A 23,508-nucleotide genomic window follows, 5' to 3' on the forward strand; every position below is an offset into this window, starting at 1 on the left:
AAACCCTCCATCCATGACTCATCTTTTTCGAAACTCGCTGGATTGCTATCCATTTTTCAATGACCCTTCTTCCTTCGCTCGCTCTTCCCGCTAACGCTAACTTCGCGTCAGCAATTCCTATATTACCAGTACCCCTACCCGCTGTCAAGTTACAGGTTCGTTTCCTCTAACTCCTTCTTATAGTGAATTCATGCGGATTGGCTCAAATCTCAAAGCTCTCTTCTGAAAGGAATGTTGACTGCTGCTTCTTTTCAGGGAGAAGGAGGGAGACATTCCATTTGCCGGCAATATACTTCTTGATCGAAGCATTCACATCATCAATCGTGAGACGGTCTATCCGTGCAATCAAATCTTCTAGAGAATCGGGCTTCCCGCAAATCACTACATCATCCAGGAATCTGCTGAGAGTCAGGAGCGTTCCTTCCGTGGACATCAGCAGTTTGCCCCTCGCCCTTTCTTTTCCGTAGTTAAACTGAGCTTCCGTTGCTCCATGGACGATCAGCCTATCCATTTCCTTTTTCAATGAGCTTACAAGATTATCGAGGTTCTTCGGACTTGTGGTGGCATTTATCATAATGGCTCCAGAATCAGCGTAAGAAACGAACTCCGAACTAATATTGTACACCATTCCCAGTTCTTCTCTAATGTTGTGAAAGAGTATGGAACTCATACCACTACCAAAGAGGGTGTTGAAAATCTTGAACGCATCAAAATCCGCTTTGTTTTTCCTGCCTGGGGCATCTCTTGTCAGCAAAATGTGAACCTGCTGAAGGTCCTTCCTTCTTTCGACAATCCAGAGAGGTTCGTCAGCAATCACCGGAGATTTCGCTGCAGATGTATGACCGTTGCTCTTCATTGAGAGAAGTTTATCTTCCACATTTCTCAGCAACTCATCGCCGTAATTGCCTGAGACTGCAAAGATCGCGTTGTTAGCCACATAGTTTTGGCCGTAGAAGTCGGAGACTTTACTCCTTTCCAGCCCTTCTATCGTTTCTTGATAACCAAGGATCGGCCTACCAAAATCCCTATCCCATACTTTCTCAATAGTCATGTCGTATATTCTGTCGTATGGGTCGTCCTCGGCAGAGGCTATCTCCTCGAGAATTACGCCTCTTTCGAGATCCAGGGACGGTTCATCGAAACGGGGCGAGGTGATCAGATCAAAGAGGATCTCCATAGCTTCTAGAGAATATGTATCTGGGACCTTTGCGTAATATACTGTAGAGACTCTCCCGGTGTATGCGTTGAGACTACCACCTATTCTCTCTATCGGTTCCTTGATTTCGAATGCGTTTCTTTTGAGAGTTCCCTTGAATAGAGCATGTTCTATGAAATGGGAAACTCCGCTGATGGCATCATCTTCATCAGCGGAGCCTACCTTCATTGCGAAAGCCATTGAGACGGTTCTCGTCTCTTCCTTTCGCTCTCCAATAATAACTGCACCATTTGGCAGTTCAATATAGTGATTATTCATCAACTTCCTACTTTCTGTTTCGATCTCCTCGATTTCTGTCGTTTCTGGGACTAGGTCTTCTGTTGTCTCTCCGCTTATCTTCGGTAACCTCTACACCTTCGAGTTTCAGACTTATCTTGCCCATTTGATCAGTCCCTGCAATCTCAACCGGAATAGTGTCACCAACTTTGTGCTCTTTCAAGAAGTCCTTTCCGTTAGCGCCCATCTTCGAAATATGAAGAAGACCGGTCTTTCCTGGTGCGAGCTCTACAAAGAATCCGTAGGCTTCTGCTCTAGTGATCTTTCCTTCAAAGAGTTGTCCGGGTTTGACTTCAGATATTATCGCGTCAATAACCTTCTCAAGCTGGTCAAGCTTCTCTCTATTGCTTCCAACGATTTTCGCCTGGGACTTTTCGTCATCTATGAAGATAGTCGAGTCATACTCGCTAGAGAGTTTCTTTATTACCTTTCCTCCAGGTCCGATTATTTCTCCGATCTTCTCGTATGGTAGGTTGATTGTTCTGATAATTGGAGCATAGTCAGAGACGAATTTCCTCGGTTCTGAGATAGCTTCATTCATAAGGTCAAGAATCTTCAACCTCGCAAGTTTCGCCTGGTCTAGTGCCTTTGTCATTATTTCGCTGGAAACTCCCGAGACCTTGACGTCCATCTGGAAGGCTGTGATTCCGTCGCGTGTGCCTGTCACCTTGAAATCCATGTCGCCCATGTGATCTTCATTTCCAAGAATATCGGTGAGAACGACGGTTTTCTCCGGTTCCTGAATCATACCCATTGCCACTCCCGCAACATGCTTTTCCATTGGAACTCCTGCAGCCATCAGTGCCAGTGATCCAGAACATACCGTGGCCATCGAAGAGGAGCCATTCGATTCAAGAACTTCAGAGACAACCCTAATTGTGTAGGGGAAAGATTCACCTTTGGGAACGATGTTCTTGAGGGATCTCTCCGCCAGATGACCATGTCCTATTTCTCTCCGGCCGGGGCTGCGAAGCCTCTTGACTTCTCCTGTGCTGAAGGGAGGAAAATTGTAGTGAAGCATAAACGACTTAGAACCCTCTTCAAACATAGTATCGACGATCTGTTCATCCATCGTGGCTCCGAGAGTGACAATACCAAGACTCTGAGTTTCGCCTCTAGTAAAAAGAGCGGAACCATGAGCCCTTGGAAGAAGATCGAGTTCAATGGTGATTGGACGGATTTCGTTGTGTTTTCTGCCGTCCATCCTGACATCGTCTTCTATAACTCTCTTTCTCATAACTTCTTTTTCTATGTCGTGAAAGAGATTTTTGACAAAACCAATATTCTCGTCGATCTCTTCTTCAGACCACGTCTCCTTTGCCTTTTCAATGAAGAGATCAATTAGCTCGTCTCTGTATGTCTTCAGAGCTCTATCCTTGTTTTTCTTGCCGGAGGTTAGCATGATCTCGGCAAGCTTCTCTCTGTCCACCATTGCATTGAATGGTTCGAGGAAGCCCTCAGGAGCGACGGGGATTTCTGCTTCCCATTTTTCTATCTCGAACTCGCTTATGATTTCCTTCTGAAAGGCCACAAGAGACTTAATCGCTTCATGAGCAGCTTCCAAAGCTCCAACCATAACTTCTTCGGAGACTTCTTTTGCCTCTCCTTCAACCATCGCGACTGCGTTCTCGGTTCCCGCAACTACTATATCGAGTTCTGATCTGTCAAGCTCTTCTGCGGAGGGGAAGATTACGTATTTTCCATCAATGTAGCCTACCTGAACTCCCGCAACGATTCCTTCGAAGGGAATAGGCGAAATATTCAGTGCCAGTGAAGAGGCCGTTATTCCCCAAATGTCGGGAGGATTATCCGGATCGGCCGAGAGAACGGTTATGATAACCTGGATCTCGTTTCTCATTCCATCAGGAAAGAGAGGTCGGATAGGTCTGTCAATTATTCGCGCAGAGAGAACCGCGTTGTCACTAGGTCTACTCTCTCTTTTTAGAAACCCCCCCGGAATCTTTCCGGCGGCATAGAACTTCTCCTGATATTCAACAGTTAGCGGTAGAAAGTCAGTTCCGGGCATTGCCTTCTCATTTCCATTTACTGTAGTAAGCAAGACTGAATCGGCATATCTTAGAACAACGGCACCGTCCGCCTGCTTAGCCATCTTCCCGTTTTCTATAACGAGTTTCTGGCCGAAGAATTCCCTTTCCCATCTCTTGTAACTCACAATAACACCTCTTTTTTCAATTCATCAAATAACCAATTATATCAGCTGTGTGAAATCCACGCAAAAAAGGAGCGGTATCCCGCTCCCAGCGATTTCTACTCTATCAACCTCTCAGCCCGAGTTTGCTTATTAGTTCGAGATATACTTCAGGCTTCTTGGTCTTTATGTATCTCAACATCTTTCTTCGTCTTCCGACAAGCTTTAGAAGTCCTCTTCTGGTATGAAAATCCTTTGGATGCTTCTTAAGATGCTCGGTAAGATGCCTGATTCTTGCAGTCAATATTGCAATCTGTACTTCGGTTGAACCGGAGTCGTTTTCGTGGATCTGGAATTCCTTTACCAATTCTTGTCTGTTGACTTCCATGTATCTGCCTCCTAATATAATCCTCATATCCAGGAATGGGCTGCGCCTCAAACCGAGAATAGGGCAAGGCAATTCTAAACCTATCAGGCATTATTGTCAACTCTCCGATTTTGAATAGATTCTATTTTGATGCATTAACTCTCTCTTGAGTAGATTTAATTATGATGCATTACGCTCCGCCCAGGAAATCCGCTACCATCTTCTTTGCCGTCGGAGTAATTGCAATTCCTCCTCTGGCAGTCTCTTTAAGCTCTTCAGGCAATCTTCTTCCTACTCTTCCAAGAGAGTCTGCAACTTCTTCAAAGGGGATGGCAGACTTTATTCCGGCTAATGCAAGCTCCGCCGCGGTGAAAGCTATCGATACACCAAAAGCATTTCTTTTAACGCAGGGAATCTCTACGAAGCCACCAACAGGATCGCAGACTAGTCCTAGCAATGACTTCAGAGCGAGAGCGGGGGCGTTTTCCAGTGCATCGTATTCCTCGGGGTGTGTTGCATAGATTATCGCTACAGAAGCCATCGCAGTGGCAGTTCCCACTTCTGCCTGACAACCGGACATTGCTCCGGAAATGGAAGCCCTTCTCTTGATCCTTTCTCCAACTGCTCCGGAAACGAGCAAAGCATTCCCAAGGGTGTCAAGATCAATACCCAGATTCATATGAAGTGAGAGCAGCGCTCCCGGAACGACTCCGCATGCTCCCGCGGTTGGGCAGGCCACTATTTTTCCCATACTGGCGTTATGCTCCGACATGGAGAGTGCAATTCCGACTCCCGAAAAGACTAGCGGGCTTAGAAACTCAGGGGTATGGTTCCTTGCCTTCGCATCGTTATCTCCAACCCAGCCGGTAAGAGACTTCTCAGGCCTGTCGAGTCTGCTATGATAGGAACCCAGCATTTCTCTTACTAACTCTTTCGCAGTCTCTTCAGCAGCTTTCGGATCGTTCCCCGTATTCATCATATACCAATCGGAAACCACTTTATGTAGCGGAGTCCTCGAATCTTTTGCGGCCTTCACAAGATCTTCGAACTTCATTATCATATTGACGAATCTAGCCTTTCGAGATAGGATACTTTCTTTACTACGTGCAGCCTCTTGATTGCACTTAGCAAGCTTTCGTCTGGTTCATTATCGAGTTCAACGACGCAAAGGGCCTCTCTTCTGAAAGGGTCAACCCTTGAGAGGAAGAGATTGCTGATGTTCATATCGCTTGAAGAGATCTCACCTACTATCTGGGACAGTGCCCCAGGGACGTCAGAGTTCAAGATTACGAAGGAAGGGTACTTACCAGAGACGTCAGTATCAAAATCATTTATCGAAGTGATCCTTATCGAACCACCGCCAATCGAAGCGCCGGTCATGCTAAGAAATAGCTCTCCAGTACTTCCGTTTATCCTAACTGTGTTTGGATGAAGATCGCCCATATCTTCTTCCTCAAATGTGAAGTAAATTCCCTTTTCTTTGGCAATCCGGAAGGAATCTCTTAGCTGCGGGTCGGACTCCTTTATTCCCATTATGCCGCCTATGAGGGCTCTATCGGTTCCGTGTCCCCTGAAGGTTGCATACAGGGGAGAATTGAGGACAAACCCAACCTCCGTAGGTGTTCTAGCAAAGAGGGATCTGAAGGCTCTGCCTAGCCTAGCCATACCTGCCGTATGAGAACTCGACGGACCGACAATTGCCGGCCCAATTATGTCTAGCAACATCTTTCTGCCTCCAATGAAAACGCGGAACCGTTACGGTTCCGCGTCACCATATATATTGGTCAAAGATTATAAAAGGAGCTCTTTCCTCTATACTCGGCCTGCTCACCAAGTTCTTCTTCGATCCTCAGAAGTTCGTTGTACTTTGCTATCCTATCCGTTCTTGAAGCAGAGCCGGTCTTTATCATACCTGTATTAGCTGCGACGGCGAGATGAGAGATGAAAGTGTCTTCGGTCTCGCCTGAGCGATGAGAGATCACGCAAGTCATCCCGTGCTTTTGCGCATACTCTATTGTGTTTAGAGTCTCAGTAACGGATCCGATCTGATTCAACTTAATGAGGATCGAATTGGAGGATTTTTCTTTCACTCCTCGCTCCAGTCGCTTGATGTTTGTCACGAAAAGGTCGTCTCCAACAATCTGAATAGTGTCTCCAATTTCTCTCGTGAACTTTGCGAAGTTTTCCCAGTCCTCTTCGGCAAAGGGATCTTCAATCGAGATTATTGGATATCTCTTCGTAAGATTTGAATAGTATTCAATGAGCTGATCAGGTGTCAGTTCATTTCCATCGACACTGTATAGACCTCTTTCTTCACTGTAAAATTCATTTGCTGCGCAGTCGAGAGCTATCATTATCTCTTCGCCCGCTTTGTAGCCGGCCGCGTCAATTGCGTTGATTATGTATTTCAGCGCAGCTTCGTTGTTCTCAAAACTAGGCGCAAAGCCACCTTCATCGCCCACAGCCGTCACGTGACCGTTATCCTTGAGTATCTTCTTGAGATTGTGGAAGACCTCGACGCCAGCTCTGAGGGCATCCTTGAAATGACTGAATCCTGCAGGAACTATCATGAACTCCTGAATATCAAGGTTGTTGTCGGCGTGTTTGCCGCCATTCACAATATTCATGAAAGGAATAGGAAGTGCTTTGGCATTGACGCCGCCAAGATACTTATAAAGAGGAGTATCTATGCTGTCGGCAGCGGCTCTGGCAACGGCCATTGACACTGCAAGTATCGCATTGGCCCCCAGCTTGTCCTTGTTTTCTGTCCCGTCAAGCTCAAGAAGAGCAGTATCCACGGTGATTTGGTCAAGTGCGTTCATACCGACAATCTCTGGAGCTATCACTTCGTTAATATTCTCAACTGCCTTGAGGGTTCCCTTCCCGAGGAATCTTTTCTTATCCCCATCTCTGAGCTCTAGGGCCTCAAACTTGCCTGTCGACGCTCCCGAAGGGACGATTGCTCTTCCATGACCGCCGTCATCCAACCAAACTTCGGCTTCAACCGTAGGTGTTCCCCGTGAGTCCAGAACCTCTCTCGCTATTAGATCTACAATTTGAGCGTACATTCTTCCACCTCCACTAGTCAGGTAAAACCACCGTACCTGTTTTCCCGCCTATTATAGCATCGAACAGATTTCCCTTGATAAAGAAATCGATAACTCTTACCGGCAGGCCATACCTCTGGCAAATAGAAAAGGCCTCCATATCCATCACGTTGAGCCGATCGCGTATTGCTTCGGAAAAAGTTGTTCTATCGATCTTCTTAGCATCTCCGTTCAATTTCGGGTCTTTGCTGTAAACCCCGTCAACCTTCGTGCCCTTTATAAGAACATCCGCAGCAATCTCCACTGCCCTGATGGCCGCCGCCGTATCGGTTGTGAAGAAAGGCAGATATGTTCCTCCGCCAAAAACGACAACCTTTCCATTATTCAGAGCACCTTCGATAATATCGTATCTGTGTTCAACGAGAGACGGAAGTCCAGCTGCTGAGGATACCGCAATTGCTTCAAGTCCATTCATACATAGTAATTCTTTCAAATAAAGAGAATTCATTATCGTGCCAAGAATACCTAGCTCATCGGCTCTGGAACTCCTCATCTCCGACAGGTCCCGGCCACGGACAATGTTACCCGCGCCGATTACTATCGCTAGCTGAACACCCTTTTCTATAACGGGTTTTAGCTCTTCAATCAAGTACTTTGCCATCTCTGAAGCAAAGCCTCTACCACCTTCTCCGCTCAAGACCTCGCCGCTGAGTTTCAAGAGTACTCTCCTATACATAAGCACCTCCAATAAAAAAGGTGAGCACCGGGCTCACCTTCCTAACTCAATTTTCTGACTCTCCGACTTGCCAGCGGACGAATCTGCTGAGCTTGATGTTCTCTCCGGTCTTCGCAATAAGCTCAATAAGAAGATCATTTATCGTTTTCCCGCTTTCAAATACGTACTCCTGTTCGAGAAGACAGTTGTCTTTGTAGAAACTCTCGAGCTTGCTCTCAACAATTCTTTCAACAATATTGGCGGGCTTTCCGCTTTCTTTCATCTGCTCTGCATATATTTCCTTTTCTTTATCAATTACTTCTTGAGGCACGTGTTCTCGGGAGATGAATCTGGCTCCCATTGCTGCAAGCTGAAGAGAGATCTTATGCGCGAGTTCTTTGAATTCTTCCATTCTTGCCACAAAGTCCGTTACGCAGTTTAGCTCAAGTAGCACGCCGAGCTTGCCATTGTGATGAATATAAGAGTAAACGAGTCCCTCGGCCGTCTCTCTTCCCGAAACCTTATCTGCCTTGAGTATACCCTTCTTTCTCAGATAGTCCTTTGCCTGGTCGAAATCACCATCTGTTTCGACTAATGCTCTCTTGCAATCCATCATGCCTGCTTGAGTGGCATCACGGAGCTTTTTTACCATATCACTGGTAATATTTGCCATCTTTTAAGTCCTCCTCCACTAAAACTCCAAGGAAAATTATAACTCAGTTGAGCCGACATTAATTTCCGCGATGTTAAGTCATCTTCCGAGTTTCTTTCTGAACTCTTCTCGTACGCAGGGCGGAACCCATTTTGAAATATCTCCCCCGAACGCCGCAATCTCCCTCACCATGGACGAAGATATGAAGGAGTTTGTGGTCTCAGTCATGAGAAAGAGGGTTTCAAGTTCAGGAAGCATTGCTTTGTTCGCGTGGGCCATCTGAAGTTCTAACTCAAAGTCAGACACAGCCCTAAGACCACGAATGACTACCTTAACATCATTTTCTCTGGCAAAATCAACGAGTAGACCGCTGTGAGTTGTTATTGTAACATTTCTTAGATGAGACACTCCCCTTCTAACCATGCCAATTCTTTCTTCATGATTGAAGAAGTGTCTCTTGTTAACGTTTTCCATAACCAGTACAACAACTTCGTCGAAGATTTCGCTACACCTTTCGACTAAATCTATGTGTCCATATGTTATTGGATCGAAAGAACCTGGATAGACGGCTTTCATCTTCAAATAGCGCCAAGTCACTCCGATCATTTGGAGACAGGCGCCCCTCCTTTCATAGTCTGCTACTCAGGGTTCTCAAATATTTTATAGGATCCCGGGGGAGTCTCGCTAATCTTGTCGCCGTAAATAAGAAGATTTTCAAGCGTCATGGAACCCAATTCCCTCATCATTGCGTTATATAATTTAAACCATACATACTTTACGGTGCAGTCGGGATCTTCAAGACACTTGCCGTTCTGCTGAAGACAGGCATACGAGTTCATTGGTCGGTCGAGTTTGAGTATCACGTCTCTCAGAAGAATCTCATTGGCCGGTCTTGCCAAACAGTATCCTCCGTATCTGCCTCTCACTGCCTTTATTATTCCAGCCTGTCTCAACTCTCCGAAGATCTTCTCCAAGAAGTCTCTTGGGATCTCATTACCCTGAACGATCTCCACAAGCGAGAGCTTTTCCTTTCCTTCGCGGGCCGACTTCGCCATCTTATAAAGCGCTCTCAGTGCATAACTGCTCTTCAGCGTAAAACCCATGCTTATACCTCCTCTGAACCCTCTTCTCCGGAAGATAGAAGGGCGTTCACGAATTCCCTGCTGTCGAAAGGCTTCAAGTCGTCTTCCTTCTCTCCGACGCCTATGTACCTCACCGGTATTCCGAGTTCCTTGACGATTGCAAAGATTATTCCTCCCTTTGCAGTGCCATCGAGTTTAGTTAGCACAATTCCGGTAACGTCGACTGCCTCTTTGAACTTCTTTGCTTGCACCAGGCCATTTTGTCCAGTTGTGGCATCCAGAACAAGCAAAACTTCACTCGGAGCTCCGGGTGATGCCTTTCCGATCACTCTATGCACTTTCTTCAGTTCTTCCATTAGATTGCTTCGAGTATGCAATCTCCCCGCAGTGTCGATTATGACGATATCTTTCCCTTTGCTCACCGCATGATTTATCGCGTCGAAAGCAACCGCAGCTGAGTCTGCTCCTTGACCCTGGCTGATGAAATCAACATTCGCCCTCTCACTCCAGATTCTCAGCTGTTCAACCGCAGCAGCTCTGAACGTATCACAAGCTGCGAGTACAACTTTGTTTCCTTTTCCGGAGTAAAGCTTCGAAAGCTTTCCTATTGTCGTGGTCTTTCCTGTGCCGTTTACACCTACCACAGAGACCACGTGCGGTTTTGCCTGTGGAACTTCAAATGGTATGTCAAGAATTTCTATCAGCACTTCCTTCAGTACCTCTACGGGCTCTCTACCTTTCTCGGTTCTCTCTCTCAGAGCTTCAATTACCTCTTCGACAGTTTCAGAACCCATATCTGATAGTATAAGAAGCTCCTCTATTTCTTCAATAGCATCTGCATCAAGCGTTTCGAGAGAGAGGAGCTTCTTCACTCTCTTGAAGAAACTTTCTCTTGTTTTCTTTAGGCTATCCTTTAATTCAGAAAAGATACCCATCATTCGTTCTCCAATATGCTAACTGGTTTATACACTGACAACTCTTTCCTTATTTCCTCGAGAAGAAGGTTGAATCCTTCTTGGATACTGACTTCTAGCGGTTTCTTTTCAGTTCTGGCTTTGACCTCAACAATGCCCTGTTGAAGTTTCTTTCCCAGAGTCACTCTGATGGGAATCCCAATAAGATCGGCATCCTTGAACTTCATTCCGGGAGAGATATCTCTGTCGTCAAGGAGAACATCGTAGCCCTCCTTAATTAGAAGCCCATATATTTCCTCAGATTTCTTCAAGACATCAGGATCCTTAGCATTTACGGCAGTTATTATGATTTCAAATGGAGTGACAGACAGAGGCCAGATTATTCCGTTTTCATCGTGCAACTGTTCAACTACAGCACTTATTGTTCGCGAGACTCCCCACCCATAACAGCCCATAATATAATTAATACTATTACCCTGATCATCGGTAACATATCCGTTCATTTTCTCCGAATACTTGGTTCCAAGCTTGAAGATGTGTCCCACCTCTATGCCTTTCACGGACTTCATAGGGATTCCGCACTTAGGACACGGATCTCCCTCTGTCACCATTTTCAAATCATGCCAGGAGTCTATCTCGAAATCACGGCCGGGAAGAACTCCATGGTAATGGTACCCTTCCTTCAGAGCCCCACAAACGGCATTCTTCAGTCCTTTAATCGTTTTGTCCGCGATTATTGTAATGTTCTTGTTGAGCCCTATTGGGCCTACAAATCCTATCGGTACACCCAGCAGGTCCATCACTTCCTGTGGCGTTGCCATTACTAGCGTTTGATCCTCAAGAGTAGCCCTAAGTTTCGACTCGTTGAACTCTTCGTTTCCGCGAATCAAAGCCATATAATAGCCCTTTCTACCTTTATATATAAGGGATTTGACGATTTCCTTTGGAGTTACACTAAGACACTCCGCCACTTCATCGACGGTTCTCGAGTTTGGAGTTGGTACCAGCTGCAGCTCTGAGATCGGTCTCTCCTGAGATTCCTCTTTGAAAAGGTATTCGGCCTTTTCGTCGGAGGCCGCATAACCGCAGTCGCAATATAGCAGTGTCGATTCTCCGTAGTCCGCGAGAACGTTGAACTCGTGAGACTCGTTACCTCCAATTGCGCCTGAATCGGCTTCAACAACCAGAAATTCGAGTCCTATTCTCTCCAAGATCCTGCTATACGCTCCATAAAACTGTCTATATGTTTCGTCAAGAGAAGTCCATGAATCGTGAAAACTGTAGGCATCCTTCATCAGGAACTCTCTTGATCTCATGAGGCCGAATCTAGGGCGAATTTCATCTCTATACTTCATCGCGATTTGATAGAGTGAAACAGGGAGCTGCTTGTACGACTTGAGTTCATTTCTAAGCAAATGAGTGATGATTTCTTCGTGAGTTGGCCCTAGCGTGAAGAACCTCTCGTGCCTGTCCTGCATTCTCATCATTTCGGGGCCATAGTCGTCCCATCTGCCCGTCTCGTGCCATAATTCTGCCGGCTGTATGATTGGCATCAGAATCTCTTGAGAACCGATTGCGTTCATCTCTTGACGAACGATCTCTTCAATCTTCTTAAGAACCCGGAGACCAAGCGGAAGGAATGAATAGATACCGGCAGCAACTTTTCTGACAAATCCACCTCTGACAAGAAGTTTAATACTTACTAGGTCGGCATCGGCCGGAGCATCTCTTAATGTTGGAGCATAAAGCCGTGAAAACCTCATCAGATCTCTCCTCTCGAAATTCAGCTAATCAGGACTAATTCAGTGAGATTATAGCATAGTTCCTGCAAGCTGTTTGACGTTTTGATATAATAAAGTATATGACTTATAAGGAGGACGAGCATGAGTATTTCTGTACTTCAAGAAGAGCTCAGGGAATATGTTGAAAACGTAAAGAGAGCTGCTCGTTTCATTGAAAAGGAAGTTGAGCTGAAGCCAAAAGTTGCAGTGATTCTTGGCAGTGGACTTGGAGATGTTTCTAATAGCCTTGAGAACGCAGTATCAATTCCTTACGATGAGATTCCCGGCTTCCCGTTGTCAACTGCTCCCGGTCATAAGGGCGAGCTAACTTTCGGGAATGCCCTCCACCACAATGTGATGCTCATGAATGGACGTTTTCATTTTTACGAAGGTTACTCCATGAAAACTGTGACTTTTCCAATAAGGATAATGCAAGAACTGGGTGTAGAAGTACTTCTGATCACCAATGCTTCGGGCGGTTTGAACCCTGATTTCGAGGTGGGGAGAGTCATGCTGATAAAAGACATCATCAACTTCATGGGCGACAATCCTCTTATAGGTCAAAATGTCGATGAATGGGGTCCACGCTTCCCGGACATGAGCGATGCGATAGACAAAGATCTGTTGGACAAGGCGCTTATTTCTGCCAAAGAGCTTGGTATAGGCGTCTATGAAGGAGTTTATGTAGGTGTGGCAGGTCCGAATTTTGAGACTCCTGCGGAACTCAGAATGCTGAGACGATTCGGTGCGGATTCTGTCGGCATGTCGACCGTACCGGAAGTTATAGTTGCGCGTCACGCAGGTATCAGGGTGCTCGGCCTTTCTGCGATATCGGACAGAGCCGTTCCGGACGATTTGAAGCCTCTTACAGCCGAGGAGGTCCTTGAAATGGCTAAGAGGGCTGGAAGCGACCTGAGTAAGCTGATATTGAAGACTTTGGAAAAAATATAGGGAGAGACAATCTCTCTCCCCTCTGGTGGGTGCGGTAGGGATTGAACCTACGGCCTCTTCCTCGTCAAGGAAGCGCTCTTCCACTGAGCTACGCACCCGAACAAGATTGATTCTACCATCGTCTTAAGAGCGTTGTCAATACAATTAAGTCGCGAAGTTGATTTGGATTACGAAATAATACGTGCAAGTTAACGGCATTTTGAATTTATAGGCTCCATAGATTATAATTGTACTATCACACTCATCTCTATTTCGAAAGGGGGCAACATTAGTGAAAAAGATTTTGCTGGTAACACTTACTATGCTTTTCTTAGCGTTTACTGCGTTTGCAAGCGACCCAGAAACATTTGTTACCCTAACCATCAGCGAGCCAGAGACACTAGATCCCCTGCAGTCTTATGACACTGCAAGTGGTGAGGCAATTCAGAACCTCTATGACAACTTGATTCAGTACGATGGACAGTCCATGAGCGAGTTCCTCCCTATGATCTCCACAGAAGTACCATCGGTGGAAAATGGACTTCTCTCTGCGGATGGAAGAGTCTATACTTTTCCGATAAGGGAAGGTGTCAAGTTCCATACCGGAAACACACTTACTCCGGAAGATGTTGAGTACTCCTTCGAAAGATACATCCTTGGAGATCCATCGGGTGGGCCTCACTGGATGATTATCGAAGCTTTTACCGGTGCCAATTTCGCAAGTATTGAAGACTTGTTCGAAGATTACGCTGGGATGCCCTATTCGGAGGCTGTGGATGTTGACAGGAACCCGACGTCCGAAGAAGCTAAGGCAAAACTGATCTCTTTCTATGAGGAAGTCGTAGATCCTCTAGTGGAGGTTGTAGACAATACTGTGGTCTTCACTCTTGAAAGCGCATTTGCTCCATTCATGAATATCATCTCGCACTTCGGCTCTTGGTCCGCTATTGTGGATTCGAAAACAGTCAAGGAACTCGGTGGCTGGGACGGAAATGCAGATGGCTGGTGGAAATGGCATGATCTTGAGGTTGAGGAATGTGTGTTGCATAACTTCGATGCGGGATCAGGCCCATTCAAGCTTGTTGAATGGGACAGGGCACAGCAGAAGGTAATACTTGAAAGATTTGACGATTACTGGGCAGGCCCCGCAAAGCTGAAGACAGTCGTTATTTGGGGTGTTGATGAATTCTCCACAAGGAAGGCAATCTTTGAAGCCGGTGACGCAGACATTGTGTATTTTCCTGCACAGTATCTTGATCAAGCCAGAGCACTTGAGGCTCAGGGTAAAGCGATAGTCACTCTAGGTTATCCTCAGGCAACCATTACTTCGCTCCACTTCAACTGGCTTGTGGTTGAAGGCAGCGAATATGTTGGCAGTGGGAAGCTTGATGGGAAAGGCATTCCGAGAGATTTCTTCTCCGATATTCATGTGAGAAGGGCCTTCACACATGCCTTCGATGCGGTTACATTTATCGAAGAAGTAGCAATGGGTCAGGGAAGACTTGTTCCCACAGACCTCCCCGAAGGATTCCTCGGTTTCGATGAGACCCTACCCCTTACCGAATTCAATCTAGCGAAGGCAGCTGCAGAATTCAAGCTTGCCTGGGGCGGAGAAGTCTGGGAAAAAGGCTTCACGATGCAGCTGATGTACAACACTGGTAATGAAGCCAGGCAGACTGCTTGTGAAATGCTTGCCTACTTCGTAAACTCGCTGAATCCGAAGTTCAAAATAACGACACTAGGCGTTCAGTGGCCGACGTACCTCAGCACTTATCAGAACGGATTGCTTCCTGCATTTGTAATAGGTTGGCAGGCGGATTATCCCGATCCCCATAACTTCATTGCTACCTACTACGCAAGCAATGGCGTTTATGGCAAACCTCAGGGAGAGCTTTATCAGGAATGGGCAAGAGAAAATGTTGATGAGTTGATCAGTGCTGCAATCAAGTCAACTGACCTTAAAGAACGAGAGGAACTCTACAAAGAAATCCAGAGAAGAGTCATTGACGCAGTTGTTGGATTGCCTATTTATCAGCCTACAGGTATCAACGTAAGAGCACCATGGGTTGAGGGTTGGTATCCGATGCCCGTCAGATCCAATTACTACTACTATCATCTTTCCAAGAGCAACTAAATGAACAGTTAGCTTTTGAGAGCCGGGAGTTTGCCGCCCGGCTCTTTTTTTGAGAAGAAATTTGGACTATAATTGGAAATGCAATCTCTTTTGGTAAGAGGGGTGATACTCAGGTGACTGCTTTCATAATCAGACGGCTCCTACTTATGCCGCTTATACTGATAGGCGTGACTTTGTTAATTTTCTCAATGATCTGGGCGCTGGGACCTGACAGACTTCTAGCTTCGTACATAAAGAGTCCTGAAGCACTTAAGACTCCGGATGCAGCGGAGAGACTCATCAGAAAGTATGGTTTGGATGAACCGATGCCTGTCCAGTATATCAAATGGCTTGGTAACATTCTGCAGGGCGATTTCGGTTATTCGATGGTGGGTAAGAAGGGCGTACTTCCAGCCATGCTTGAGCGTTTCCCGCATACTTTGGAGTTGACTATTTATGCGATTATTCCAGTAATATTGGTGGCAATATGGTTGGGAGTGATCTCTGCGGTTCATCAAAACAAGTTCATTGACCAGTTCATTAGGGTAGTTGCTCTAATAGGTTGGTCACTTCCCGATTTTGTCTTTGGACTCTTGCTGCTTATGCTTTTTTACTCAGTTCTGGGGTGGTTCCCGCCAGGAATGGCCAGCACTCAGTTTGATCTTGTGATGCGAGGCGCGGATTGGAAGACAATTACTTCAATGACTACGTTTGACGCGTTGTTGAATGGAAGATTCGATATATTTGTTGATGCGTTGCGTCACATCTTTCTCCCTGTGCTGACTCTAGCGTATTTGTGGTGGGCGTATCTTCTAAGAATTACGAGATCAAGTATGCTCGAAGTTCTCAGAAAAGACTACATAAGGACCGCAAGAGCAAAGGGAGTATCTGAAAAAGTGGTAATCAAGAAGCACGCAAGGAAGAATGCGTTAATTCCTGTCATAACAGTTTCCGGGGCTTCGATAATAGGGCTTCTTGGCGGTACTGTATTCGTTGAAACAATCTTCTCACGAGTCGGAATGGGTAGGTTCCTTGCCGATGCTGCGAGCCTTTTGGATTACTGGTCAATAATTGGCGGAGCTCTGTTCTTCTCATTTATTATGGTTGTTGGCAATCTGGTTGTTGATATCTCTTACGCCCTTGTTGACCCGAGAATAAGGCTAGAGTGAGGGGGAAGCTATTGATGCCTGCAAAGAGAAAGAGTGAATTCAGAAAGATAATGAAGAAATATTGGACAAACGGAACGGCAGTTCTTGGTACTTGTCTGCTGATCTTCTTCATAATCATAGCGATCTTTGCCCCTCAGATTGCTGGTGTTAATGAAATGGGTGACAATTACCAGATTCCAAGAGTTTCGTGGTCGTCGAAACCGATAGCTCCTTCAGCCGAACACCCGTTTGGGGTTATCGGTGGGAGAGATGTTTTCTATGGTGTTGTCTGGGGAACTAGAACTGCATTTAGACTGGGTCTAATCATAACAGGCTTTGCATCTTTGATTGGAGTCATTGTGGGATCTATAGCCGCATACTTTGGTGGTTGGGTCGATGAAATCCTCATGAGGATAACGGATATATTCTTGTCGATTCCCTTCCTGGTTGCTGCAATGGTTATGACAACGATTCTGGGCAAGGGTCTAGACAAAGTTATAATTGCTTTGATAATCTTCGGTTGGATGAGCACAGCGCGTCTTATTAGGGGAAATATCCTTCAAGCGAGAGAAGAGCAATATGTGCTCGCAGCAAAAGCTCTCGGACAGAAGGATTGGAAGATTATTATCAAGCATATCCTTCCAAACACGATCTTTCCGGTTGTCGTTCAGATGTCAATGAGAATAGGTTCTTATGTTATTACTGCAGCAGGATTGAGCTTCCTAGGGGTTGGGGCAGAACCTGGTTATGCTGACTGGGGAACGATACTTTCCTATTCAAGGAACTGGATGACGATGCTTGACCAGTCATGGTTTGCAATTGTCTTCCCCGGTACTGCCATGGTGCTCTTCGTTCTTGCATGGAACCTTGTCGGAGATGCCTTGAGGGATATCTTCGACCCGAGAATGAGAAGCTAAGGAGGTTTGAGTCATGGTTAAGAAGAAAGCACTGTTGCAGGTTGAAGATTTGAGAACCTATTTTCACACAGAGGATGGAATCGTGAAAGCCGTCGATGGAGTGACGTTCGAGGTCTTTCCAGGAGAGACGCTTGGAATCGTCGGTGAATCTGGCTGCGGAAAGAGTGTCACCTCTCTTTCGATAATGAGACTTCTTGACGAGAAGGGGGAAATTGCAGGCGGTAAGATAATCTTCGACGACCAAGATGTAATGGCGATTCCGGAATCCAAGATGATGAAGATCAGGGGAAACGATATGGCTATGATTTTTCAGGAACCCATGACGGCTCTGAATCCAGTTTTTACGATAGGATTCCAGATAATGGAAGCTATCTTGCTTCATCAGGATGTTGACGAAAAGAAGGCCCGGAAAATGGCAATAGATATGCTTAAGAAGGTTGGAATTCCCGAACCTGAAAAGCGGATCGATGAATATCCCCACGAACTCTCTGGAGGGATGCGCCAAAGAGCTATGATAGCGATGTCTCTCTCCTGTAATCCCAAACTGCTTTTCGCAGATGAGCCCACGACTGCTCTTGACGTGACTATTCAGGCGCAGATACTTGAGCTCATGAAGTCTCTTCAGGATCAGTATGGTATGGCTCTAGTAATGATTACTCATGACCTGGGAGTCATTGCCGAGATGGCCCAGAGAGTCGTAGTGATGTACGCCGGAAAGGTTGTTGAATATGCCGACGTTCATACCCTATTCAAAAATCCAAGGCATCCATACACCTGGGGGCTAATGAATGCGATTCCCAAGCTGGATGAAGATAAAGAGGTTCTCTATAACATTCCCGGTGTCGTTCCTGACCCTCTTGATTTCCCAGACGGATGCAGGTTCAATACGAGATGCCCTCTCGCTACCGATAAGTGCCGAAAGGAAGAGCCGCCACTGGTAGAGATAGAAAACGAACACACTGCTGCCTGCTGGCATATCGATAAGCTCATTGAAACTATCAAGGTATCTAGGGCAGGTGAGACTGCATGAGTAAATCCAGCGAAAGCAAACTGCTTCTCAGATCAGACAGACTAATAAAATATTTCCCAGTAAAAGCAGGAGTCTTCAGAAGAGTTGTTGATCAGGTGAAGGCCGTGGATGACGTCAGTTTCAATGTATATGAGAAGGAGACACTTGGGCTAGTCGGAGAGTCAGGTTGTGGAAAGACAACTGCTGGGATGACTGTTCTAAGATTATATGAGCCGACTTCGGGAAGAATAATCGTTGGAGACGAAGATACGACGCATTTCTTCATGCCGGCTTTGAAGGCAAGAAAGTACCTGAAAAGTACGTATATTGATAAATTCGTCGATTTGAAAGCAAAGGCAGGGACTGTTGAGGGCGCCCTTAACTCTATTGAAGATGAGTTCGATAAGAGTATGGCTGAGAAGTATTTCAAAGAGTTCAATGAAGACAGGAGTGAGTTCATCAAGAGTCTTCTGGGAAATAGAGAAGAGAAGAGGAAGGCTTTTAGAAGAGATGCTCAGATTATCTTCCAGGATCCCTTTTCTTCGCTTAATCCAAGAATGAGGGTTAAGAACATAATCGGCGAGGGAGCAAGAATTCATGGTCTTGCAACCGGCCGTGACGTTCTGGACAAAGTCGCCGATATTATGACAAAAGTCGGTCTGTCAAAGGATCATATGTCGAGGTTCCCTCATGAGTTCAGCGGCGGGCAGCGACAGAGGATAGGAGTTGCCAGAGCGCTAATTCTGAATCCAAGGCTTATTGTATGCGACGAGGCCGTCTCCGCGCTTGACGTTTCGATCCAAGCCCAGATTCTAAATCTTCTAAGTGATCTTCAAAAGGAGTTCGGACTTACATACCTGTTTATTGCACACGATCTTGGTGTCGTGAAGCATGTCAGTAAGCGCGTTGCAGTAATGTATCTTGGAAAGATCGCCGAGCTATCAGACAAGAAGAAATTATTCGATAACCCTCTCCATCCGTACACGGTCTCTTTGATGTCTGCAATTCCCGAGGCTAACCCTGAAAAGAAGAAACAAAGAATACTTCTCGAAGGGGACGTTCCCAGCCCAATAAACCCACCCTCTGGCTGTAGATTCCATCCGAGATGTCCGATAGCGAAGGACGTTTGCTCAAAGGAAGAACCCAAGCTTCAGGACGTAGGTGGAGGGCATTTCGTGTCCTGTTTCTTCCCCGGAGAACTGAAGAGAGGTTTATGATCTATACCATTCCGCCGATGCCGTTGATGATTATCTGGATATCGGCGGGATGTTTCTTCTGAATCTTCTCTAGGAAACCATAGCTTCCATCTATTGGCATCTTCACCACTAATTTCATTCTATAAGAGTTCTTAAGCTTGGAGAGAAGAGGGGCTAGGGGCCCGAAGACTTCTAGAGAGCTGACTCCTGACTCTTGTATCTCCTTTAAAACCCTTTCTGCCAGTTCTCCGCTTTCATCCTCTGAACTTCCATAACAGATAATCTCGGCGATTCTACTGAACGGCGGGTTGTTCAGTTTCTTGCGAAGGTTGATTTCGCCTTCATAGAAGGACTCGTAGTCTCTTTCACAGGCTGCTCTCATAATTCTGTTGTTTGGATTGAAAGTTTGAATGAACGCTTTTCCTACACTTGCCCGGCCTGAGCGCCCACTAACCTGAGCGATATGCTGAAAGGCGGTCTCGGAACTGTCGTAACTGGGGAAGCTCATCAGTCTGTCCGCATCGACGATAAGAACCATCTCAACATCCGGAAAGTCAAGGCCCTTCGTAATCATCTTTGTTCCAACAATTACCTGGCAGTTTTTTCTGGAGATCTCTAGCAAGGCCTTTTCATAAGCAATCGGGTTGTCGATCGTCTCTCTATCCATCCTCATGATTTTCGTGGACGGAAAGAACTTTTGAAGATCGTGTTCCACTCTCTCCGTTCCAAAGCCCCTTGCAGAGAGAGTCATAGATCCGCATTCTGGGCAGACTTTCGGGATCGCGCTCCTGTGACCGCAGTAATGGCACTTAAGCAAATTATCGTTTCTGTGAAAAGTCATGGATACCGAGCAGTGAGGACAGGTGATAGTCTTTCCACATGTGTAGCAAACGACGTAATTCGAATAACCTTTCCTATGCACAAAAACGAATACTTGTTTTCCTTCCGAGACAGTCCGCTTTATCTCTTCAAGTGCTTGTTTGCTTATTATGGGATTTTTCTCATCTTTCATGTCGATTACTCTAATCGTTGGGAATGAGCCGACAGGTCTTTCGGTAAGAGATAATAAGGAAATCCTGCCTGATTCGGTAAGATGGTAGTGATCAACTCTTGGAGTCGCAGATCCTAGAATCACAGGTATGTTCCCAAGTTCTGCTTTGCGTATTGCAGCCTGAACCCCGTCGTAGAAAGGCACACTCTGCTGATAGAAACTCGAGTCATGCTCCTCGTCTACGATTATTAGACCTGTATTCTTCATTGGTACCCAGAGCGAGCTCCGCGTACCAACCAGGATGTCTACATTCCCTTCAACTGAATCGAGCCAGATCATCTGGCGCTGTACTCGGGTCATGTAACTGTGGTACTGTCTAACATCTCTTCCCGGAAAGGCTCCCCTGATCCTTGCGAGGAGTTGCGGAGTCAACGACACTTCGGGGACAAGATACAGTATCTGCCGGCCTCTATTTAGCCAGTATTCCATAACCTTGAAGTAAACCTCTGTCTTTCCGGTGCCTGTCAACCCGTGGAGAAGAAAGGACTTTGAGTCGCTTTCCATTATCTCTCTGTATACCTCTTTCTGGCTGACACTTAGCTCATCGACGGCGGGAATTACCCAGTGGGAGTCGTCTTCCTCAATTTCCTCTACCAAAAGAATTCCTTTTGAGATCAACGTATCAATCGGACTTCGACTTCTGAGCTTGAGTTTCTTTTCCAGCTCGGTTATCTCTTCCGATTCGACTGAAAGCAGATAATCAACTACGATCTGCCATAGCGGGGTGAGCTCTTCTTCTATAATCCCTGTCTTCTTTGCTAGCGACACTCTCCGTGTCTTTCGTTTCTTCGGAGTCTTTCGGTCAAAGCTATGCATGATCTTCACTTTTCTGGAGGCGAGAAGTTTTTTGAGATAGTCTTCGCCAAACTCCTTGATGAATTTATCCTTTTGAGTAGGTGGAAATCCAAGCTCGTCTGAAAAGGCAACAACGTAATCATCGATTGAAAGCAGCTTGCCCGGCGGAAAGAACAAATCAAATACTTTGCCTGGGGGTGCCAGATACTCTCTCATTACAAACTTTGCGAGTTCGAGATCCACTTGTGAAAGAAAGGAACGATCATCGACTTTCTTGTTCACACTCTTGATCTTGAAGGGTCCTCTTTTTTCTTCCAATGATACTACATAACCAATGGTATTTCGCCCGGCGAAATTCACTTCGACCCTCTCACCCGGTTCAACAGGGGCGTCGATTTTGTATGTGTACGTATCATGCAGAGGAGAATTGGAAATCGCGATCTGAATAAGCATTGGCTATCGCTCCTGTCTGTGGTAAACAATTTGTGATAATAGATCAGAGCCTCCTGCTCTGCTTTCGGGATACTTGTAGAGACTTGAGTAAAATCTTACGGCTGTGAAATCCCTCTTCAGCTGTGCCTCAAGCAAGTCAACATCTATCTTCATTTCATCTTTGAGAGATTTGTCTACTACTTTTCTCCATAAAGAAGCCGTGGTTATGATTGGGATATTCGTTGAGCGCTTGATGTTCGAAAGATGAGTTCTTCCCTTTTCATTGAAGCCCAGTATCCGAATGTATTGAGGGCCGAGTTCGTTGCTTCTTCTTATTAGGTCGTCTGTGAATCTAAAGATGGGATAGTACATAAGCCGTCTGATTCTAGATAAGGTGAACCGCTTCGATTTGACGCAGTGCAGAAACCCTTCAAGACTACCTTCTATGGAACATTCTTGAAATCTCGCGTCTAGACCTTCGACGAACCCATAATATCGGCAATAGTCCTCTCTTGATAAGAGCCTGAAAAAGGAAATGAAGAAGGATTCAACATCCTCCTTGAAGACGGGACCTCTTCCGCACCTGATTTCCCGAAGGATTATATCAAGGGATTCCTTTGGCATTGTTTGAGAAGCGCTCTCGATATTGCCATTTTGAATCAGCCTTCTGATTGCCGTTGCGGAAGAAAATTCTCCACGATGCTCTTCATCAGTATAAGAAGCTCCGACTCTCCTTATTGAGTGGGGAATCATCTTGCTCTTTATCTCTTGAATCGCTCTCAAGTATTCCACACCCAGGATGTTGTTGGATGAACCTATCTCTTCAATTCGGTGTGAAAGAGCCGCATTTTCAGTATGTATAAAGTCTCTCAGAGCATACTTTCTGGCATTAGGAAATGAATGACCTGTCTTAAGATGTTTCTTCAAAAGATCCTGATAGTGTTCGGGTTCTTTGATCAAAACTTTGGACACGGCCTTCATCAGGTCGATATCGTCTGTCTCGCTTCCGAAAACGACATCTGTTGCTCCCACATGGTCAAGTGTCCATATTGATCCCGTTGCGAACCCTCCGGCGTCCTGCAAGGAATACACTACCGGCAATTCGAGAACCAGGTCGACACCTTGCTCCAGAGCTGCTTCTGCTCTTGCAAACTTCTCGACAATTGCAGGCTCTCCTCGCTGAACAAAATTGCCGCTCATAACCGCAACGGTGACATCCGGCTTCACAATCTCTTTCGAATGTGAAAGATGATAAAGATGACCATTATGAAAGGGATTGTATTCAACAACGAGACCAAGCACCTTCATTTACGGACCTCCAATTTGAAGAACATATCGCGTTGCTATTCCTATTATCGATAACACAACCCGTTACTATGGAGCCATTATCACAAGCTCAAGCCAGATATCTTCGGTGGAAAAGGGCGTCTTTGGATCAGATCATAATCAATTTAGAGGTGAAAAGGTAGAGGTCCGAAGATCAAGATTAAACGTAACGCCAGGTCAGGCTGAACTTGATCAAACATCTAGCCCCTGCTTTTTTCCTCTCGAGTGTATATTCACTACCTATTCTGCTATTGATTCAGTCATGACAAAAAGCCTGTCAACCGCCCTTTGAAAGAGCCGCTGCACGCTGTATTTAACCTCCTTCGATAAGAGTCGCTCAACGCTTGAGAGAACAAGCTGTTCGCTGAAGACCACGCTGCCCGTCACAGGTC

At 45.9% G+C, this 23,508-nt stretch carries 20 protein-coding genes and 1 tRNA gene; 6 read left to right on the forward strand and 15 right to left on the reverse strand.

Features of this window, described 5'->3' with window-relative positions; genetic code table 11:
* Positions 1–202 precede the first annotated feature (202 nt).
* The 12 genes from Q502_RS00620 to Q502_RS00675 form a co-directional block, all read right to left on the reverse strand.
* Positions 203–1,474: a pitrilysin family protein gene (locus Q502_RS00620; RefSeq protein WP_099829021.1), complete on the reverse strand. Its 1,272-nt coding sequence runs from the start codon at positions 1,472–1,474 to the stop codon at positions 203–205.
* Positions 1,475–1,481: 7 nt separating this feature from the next.
* On the reverse strand, positions 1,482–3,665 hold the full coding sequence (locus Q502_RS00625) for a polyribonucleotide nucleotidyltransferase (RefSeq protein WP_099829022.1): 2,184 nt from the start codon (positions 3,663–3,665) through the stop codon (positions 1,482–1,484).
* Positions 3,666–3,768: 103 nt separating this feature from the next.
* Positions 3,769–4,029 carry a 30S ribosomal protein S15 gene (gene rpsO, locus Q502_RS00630; protein ID WP_099829023.1) on the reverse strand — a complete coding sequence of 87 codons (261 nt, stop codon included), beginning with the start codon at positions 4,027–4,029 and terminating at the stop codon, positions 3,769–3,771.
* A 169-nt stretch (positions 4,030–4,198) separates the two neighbouring features.
* Complete coding sequence (locus Q502_RS00635) at positions 4,199–5,068, reverse strand: L-serine ammonia-lyase, iron-sulfur-dependent, subunit beta (protein ID WP_099829024.1); 870 nt, start codon at positions 5,066–5,068, stop codon at positions 4,199–4,201.
* Positions 5,065–5,733 (reverse strand): L-serine ammonia-lyase, iron-sulfur-dependent subunit beta, encoded by a 669-nt coding sequence (sdaAB, locus tag Q502_RS00640; protein ID WP_099829025.1) that lies wholly within the window; start codon positions 5,731–5,733, stop codon positions 5,065–5,067. Before sdaAB ends, Q502_RS00635 begins: the two co-directional genes overlap by 4 nt.
* A gap of 59 nt (positions 5,734–5,792) precedes the next feature.
* Complete coding sequence (gene eno / locus Q502_RS00645; protein WP_099829026.1) at positions 5,793–7,076, reverse strand: phosphopyruvate hydratase; 1,284 nt, start codon at positions 7,074–7,076, stop codon at positions 5,793–5,795.
* A gap of 13 nt (positions 7,077–7,089) precedes the next feature.
* Entirely contained in the window at positions 7,090–7,791 is a 702-nt protein-coding gene (locus Q502_RS00650) for a uridine monophosphate kinase (RefSeq protein ID WP_099829027.1), read from the reverse strand.
* Between the two features lie 46 nt (positions 7,792–7,837).
* On the reverse strand, positions 7,838–8,443 hold the full coding sequence (gene tsf, locus Q502_RS00655) for a translation elongation factor Ts (protein WP_099829028.1): 606 nt from the start codon (positions 8,441–8,443) through the stop codon (positions 7,838–7,840).
* A gap of 78 nt (positions 8,444–8,521) precedes the next feature.
* Positions 8,522–8,998: a pantetheine-phosphate adenylyltransferase gene (gene coaD / locus Q502_RS00660; RefSeq protein ID WP_099829134.1), complete on the reverse strand. Its 477-nt coding sequence runs from the start codon at positions 8,996–8,998 to the stop codon at positions 8,522–8,524.
* A 62-nt stretch (positions 8,999–9,060) separates the two neighbouring features.
* The gene (locus tag Q502_RS00665; protein ID WP_099829029.1) at positions 9,061–9,525 is read right to left on the reverse strand and encodes an Rrf2 family transcriptional regulator; all 465 of its coding nucleotides are present in this window, start codon (positions 9,523–9,525) and stop codon (positions 9,061–9,063) included.
* A gap of 2 nt (positions 9,526–9,527) precedes the next feature.
* A complete protein-coding gene (gene ftsY / locus Q502_RS00670; RefSeq protein WP_099829030.1) occupies positions 9,528–10,439 on the reverse strand; it encodes a signal recognition particle-docking protein FtsY in 912 nt (303 codons plus the stop codon).
* On the reverse strand, positions 10,439–12,181 hold the full coding sequence (locus Q502_RS00675; RefSeq protein ID WP_099829031.1) for a proline--tRNA ligase: 1,743 nt from the start codon (positions 12,179–12,181) through the stop codon (positions 10,439–10,441). Before Q502_RS00675 ends, ftsY begins: the two co-directional genes overlap by 1 nt.
* A 120-nt stretch (positions 12,182–12,301) precedes the next feature.
* Here Q502_RS00675 and Q502_RS00680 point away from each other — a divergent pair, with 120 nt between their 5' ends.
* The gene (locus tag Q502_RS00680) at positions 12,302–13,150 is read left to right on the forward strand and encodes a purine-nucleoside phosphorylase (protein WP_099829032.1); all 849 of its coding nucleotides are present in this window, start codon (positions 12,302–12,304) and stop codon (positions 13,148–13,150) included.
* A 23-nt stretch (positions 13,151–13,173) separates the two neighbouring features.
* Here the strand turns inward: Q502_RS00680 and Q502_RS00685 are convergent.
* Positions 13,174–13,248 (reverse strand) — tRNA-Val (locus tag Q502_RS00685).
* Between the two features lie 173 nt (positions 13,249–13,421).
* Here Q502_RS00685 and Q502_RS00690 point away from each other — a divergent pair.
* The 5 genes from Q502_RS00690 (at position 13,422) to Q502_RS00710 (ending at position 19,533) form a co-directional block, all read left to right on the forward strand.
* Positions 13,422–15,263 (forward strand): ABC transporter substrate-binding protein, encoded by a 1,842-nt coding sequence (locus Q502_RS00690; protein WP_099829033.1) that lies wholly within the window; start codon positions 13,422–13,424, stop codon positions 15,261–15,263.
* A gap of 113 nt (positions 15,264–15,376) precedes the next feature.
* Positions 15,377–16,411, forward strand: a complete 1,035-nt coding sequence (locus tag Q502_RS00695) for an ABC transporter permease (protein WP_099829034.1) — start codon at positions 15,377–15,379, stop codon at positions 16,409–16,411.
* A 14-nt stretch (positions 16,412–16,425) separates the two neighbouring features.
* Entirely contained in the window at positions 16,426–17,307 is an 882-nt protein-coding gene (locus Q502_RS00700) for an ABC transporter permease (RefSeq protein WP_099829035.1), read from the forward strand.
* A 13-nt stretch (positions 17,308–17,320) separates the two neighbouring features.
* Positions 17,321–18,337: an ABC transporter ATP-binding protein gene (locus tag Q502_RS00705; protein WP_099829036.1), complete on the forward strand. Its 1,017-nt coding sequence runs from the start codon at positions 17,321–17,323 to the stop codon at positions 18,335–18,337.
* Entirely contained in the window at positions 18,334–19,533 is a 1,200-nt protein-coding gene (locus Q502_RS00710; protein ID WP_099829037.1) for an ABC transporter ATP-binding protein, read from the forward strand. Before Q502_RS00705 ends, Q502_RS00710 begins: the two co-directional genes overlap by 4 nt.
* Position 19,534: 1 nt before the next feature.
* On the opposite strand, the gene priA is transcribed toward Q502_RS00710, so the two are convergent.
* Both priA and Q502_RS00720 read right to left on the reverse strand, forming a co-directional pair.
* On the reverse strand, positions 19,535–21,811 hold the full coding sequence (priA, locus tag Q502_RS00715) for a primosomal protein N' (protein ID WP_099829038.1): 2,277 nt from the start codon (positions 21,809–21,811) through the stop codon (positions 19,535–19,537).
* A gap of 3 nt (positions 21,812–21,814) precedes the next feature.
* Complete coding sequence (locus tag Q502_RS00720) at positions 21,815–23,098, reverse strand: nucleotidyltransferase (RefSeq protein ID WP_099829039.1); 1,284 nt, start codon at positions 23,096–23,098, stop codon at positions 21,815–21,817.
* Positions 23,099–23,508 lie beyond the last annotated feature (410 nt).

Source organism: Mesotoga sp. Brook.08.YT.4.2.5.2., assembly GCF_003351125.1.
Taxonomy (GTDB): Bacteria; Thermotogota; Thermotogae; order Petrotogales; family Kosmotogaceae; genus Mesotoga.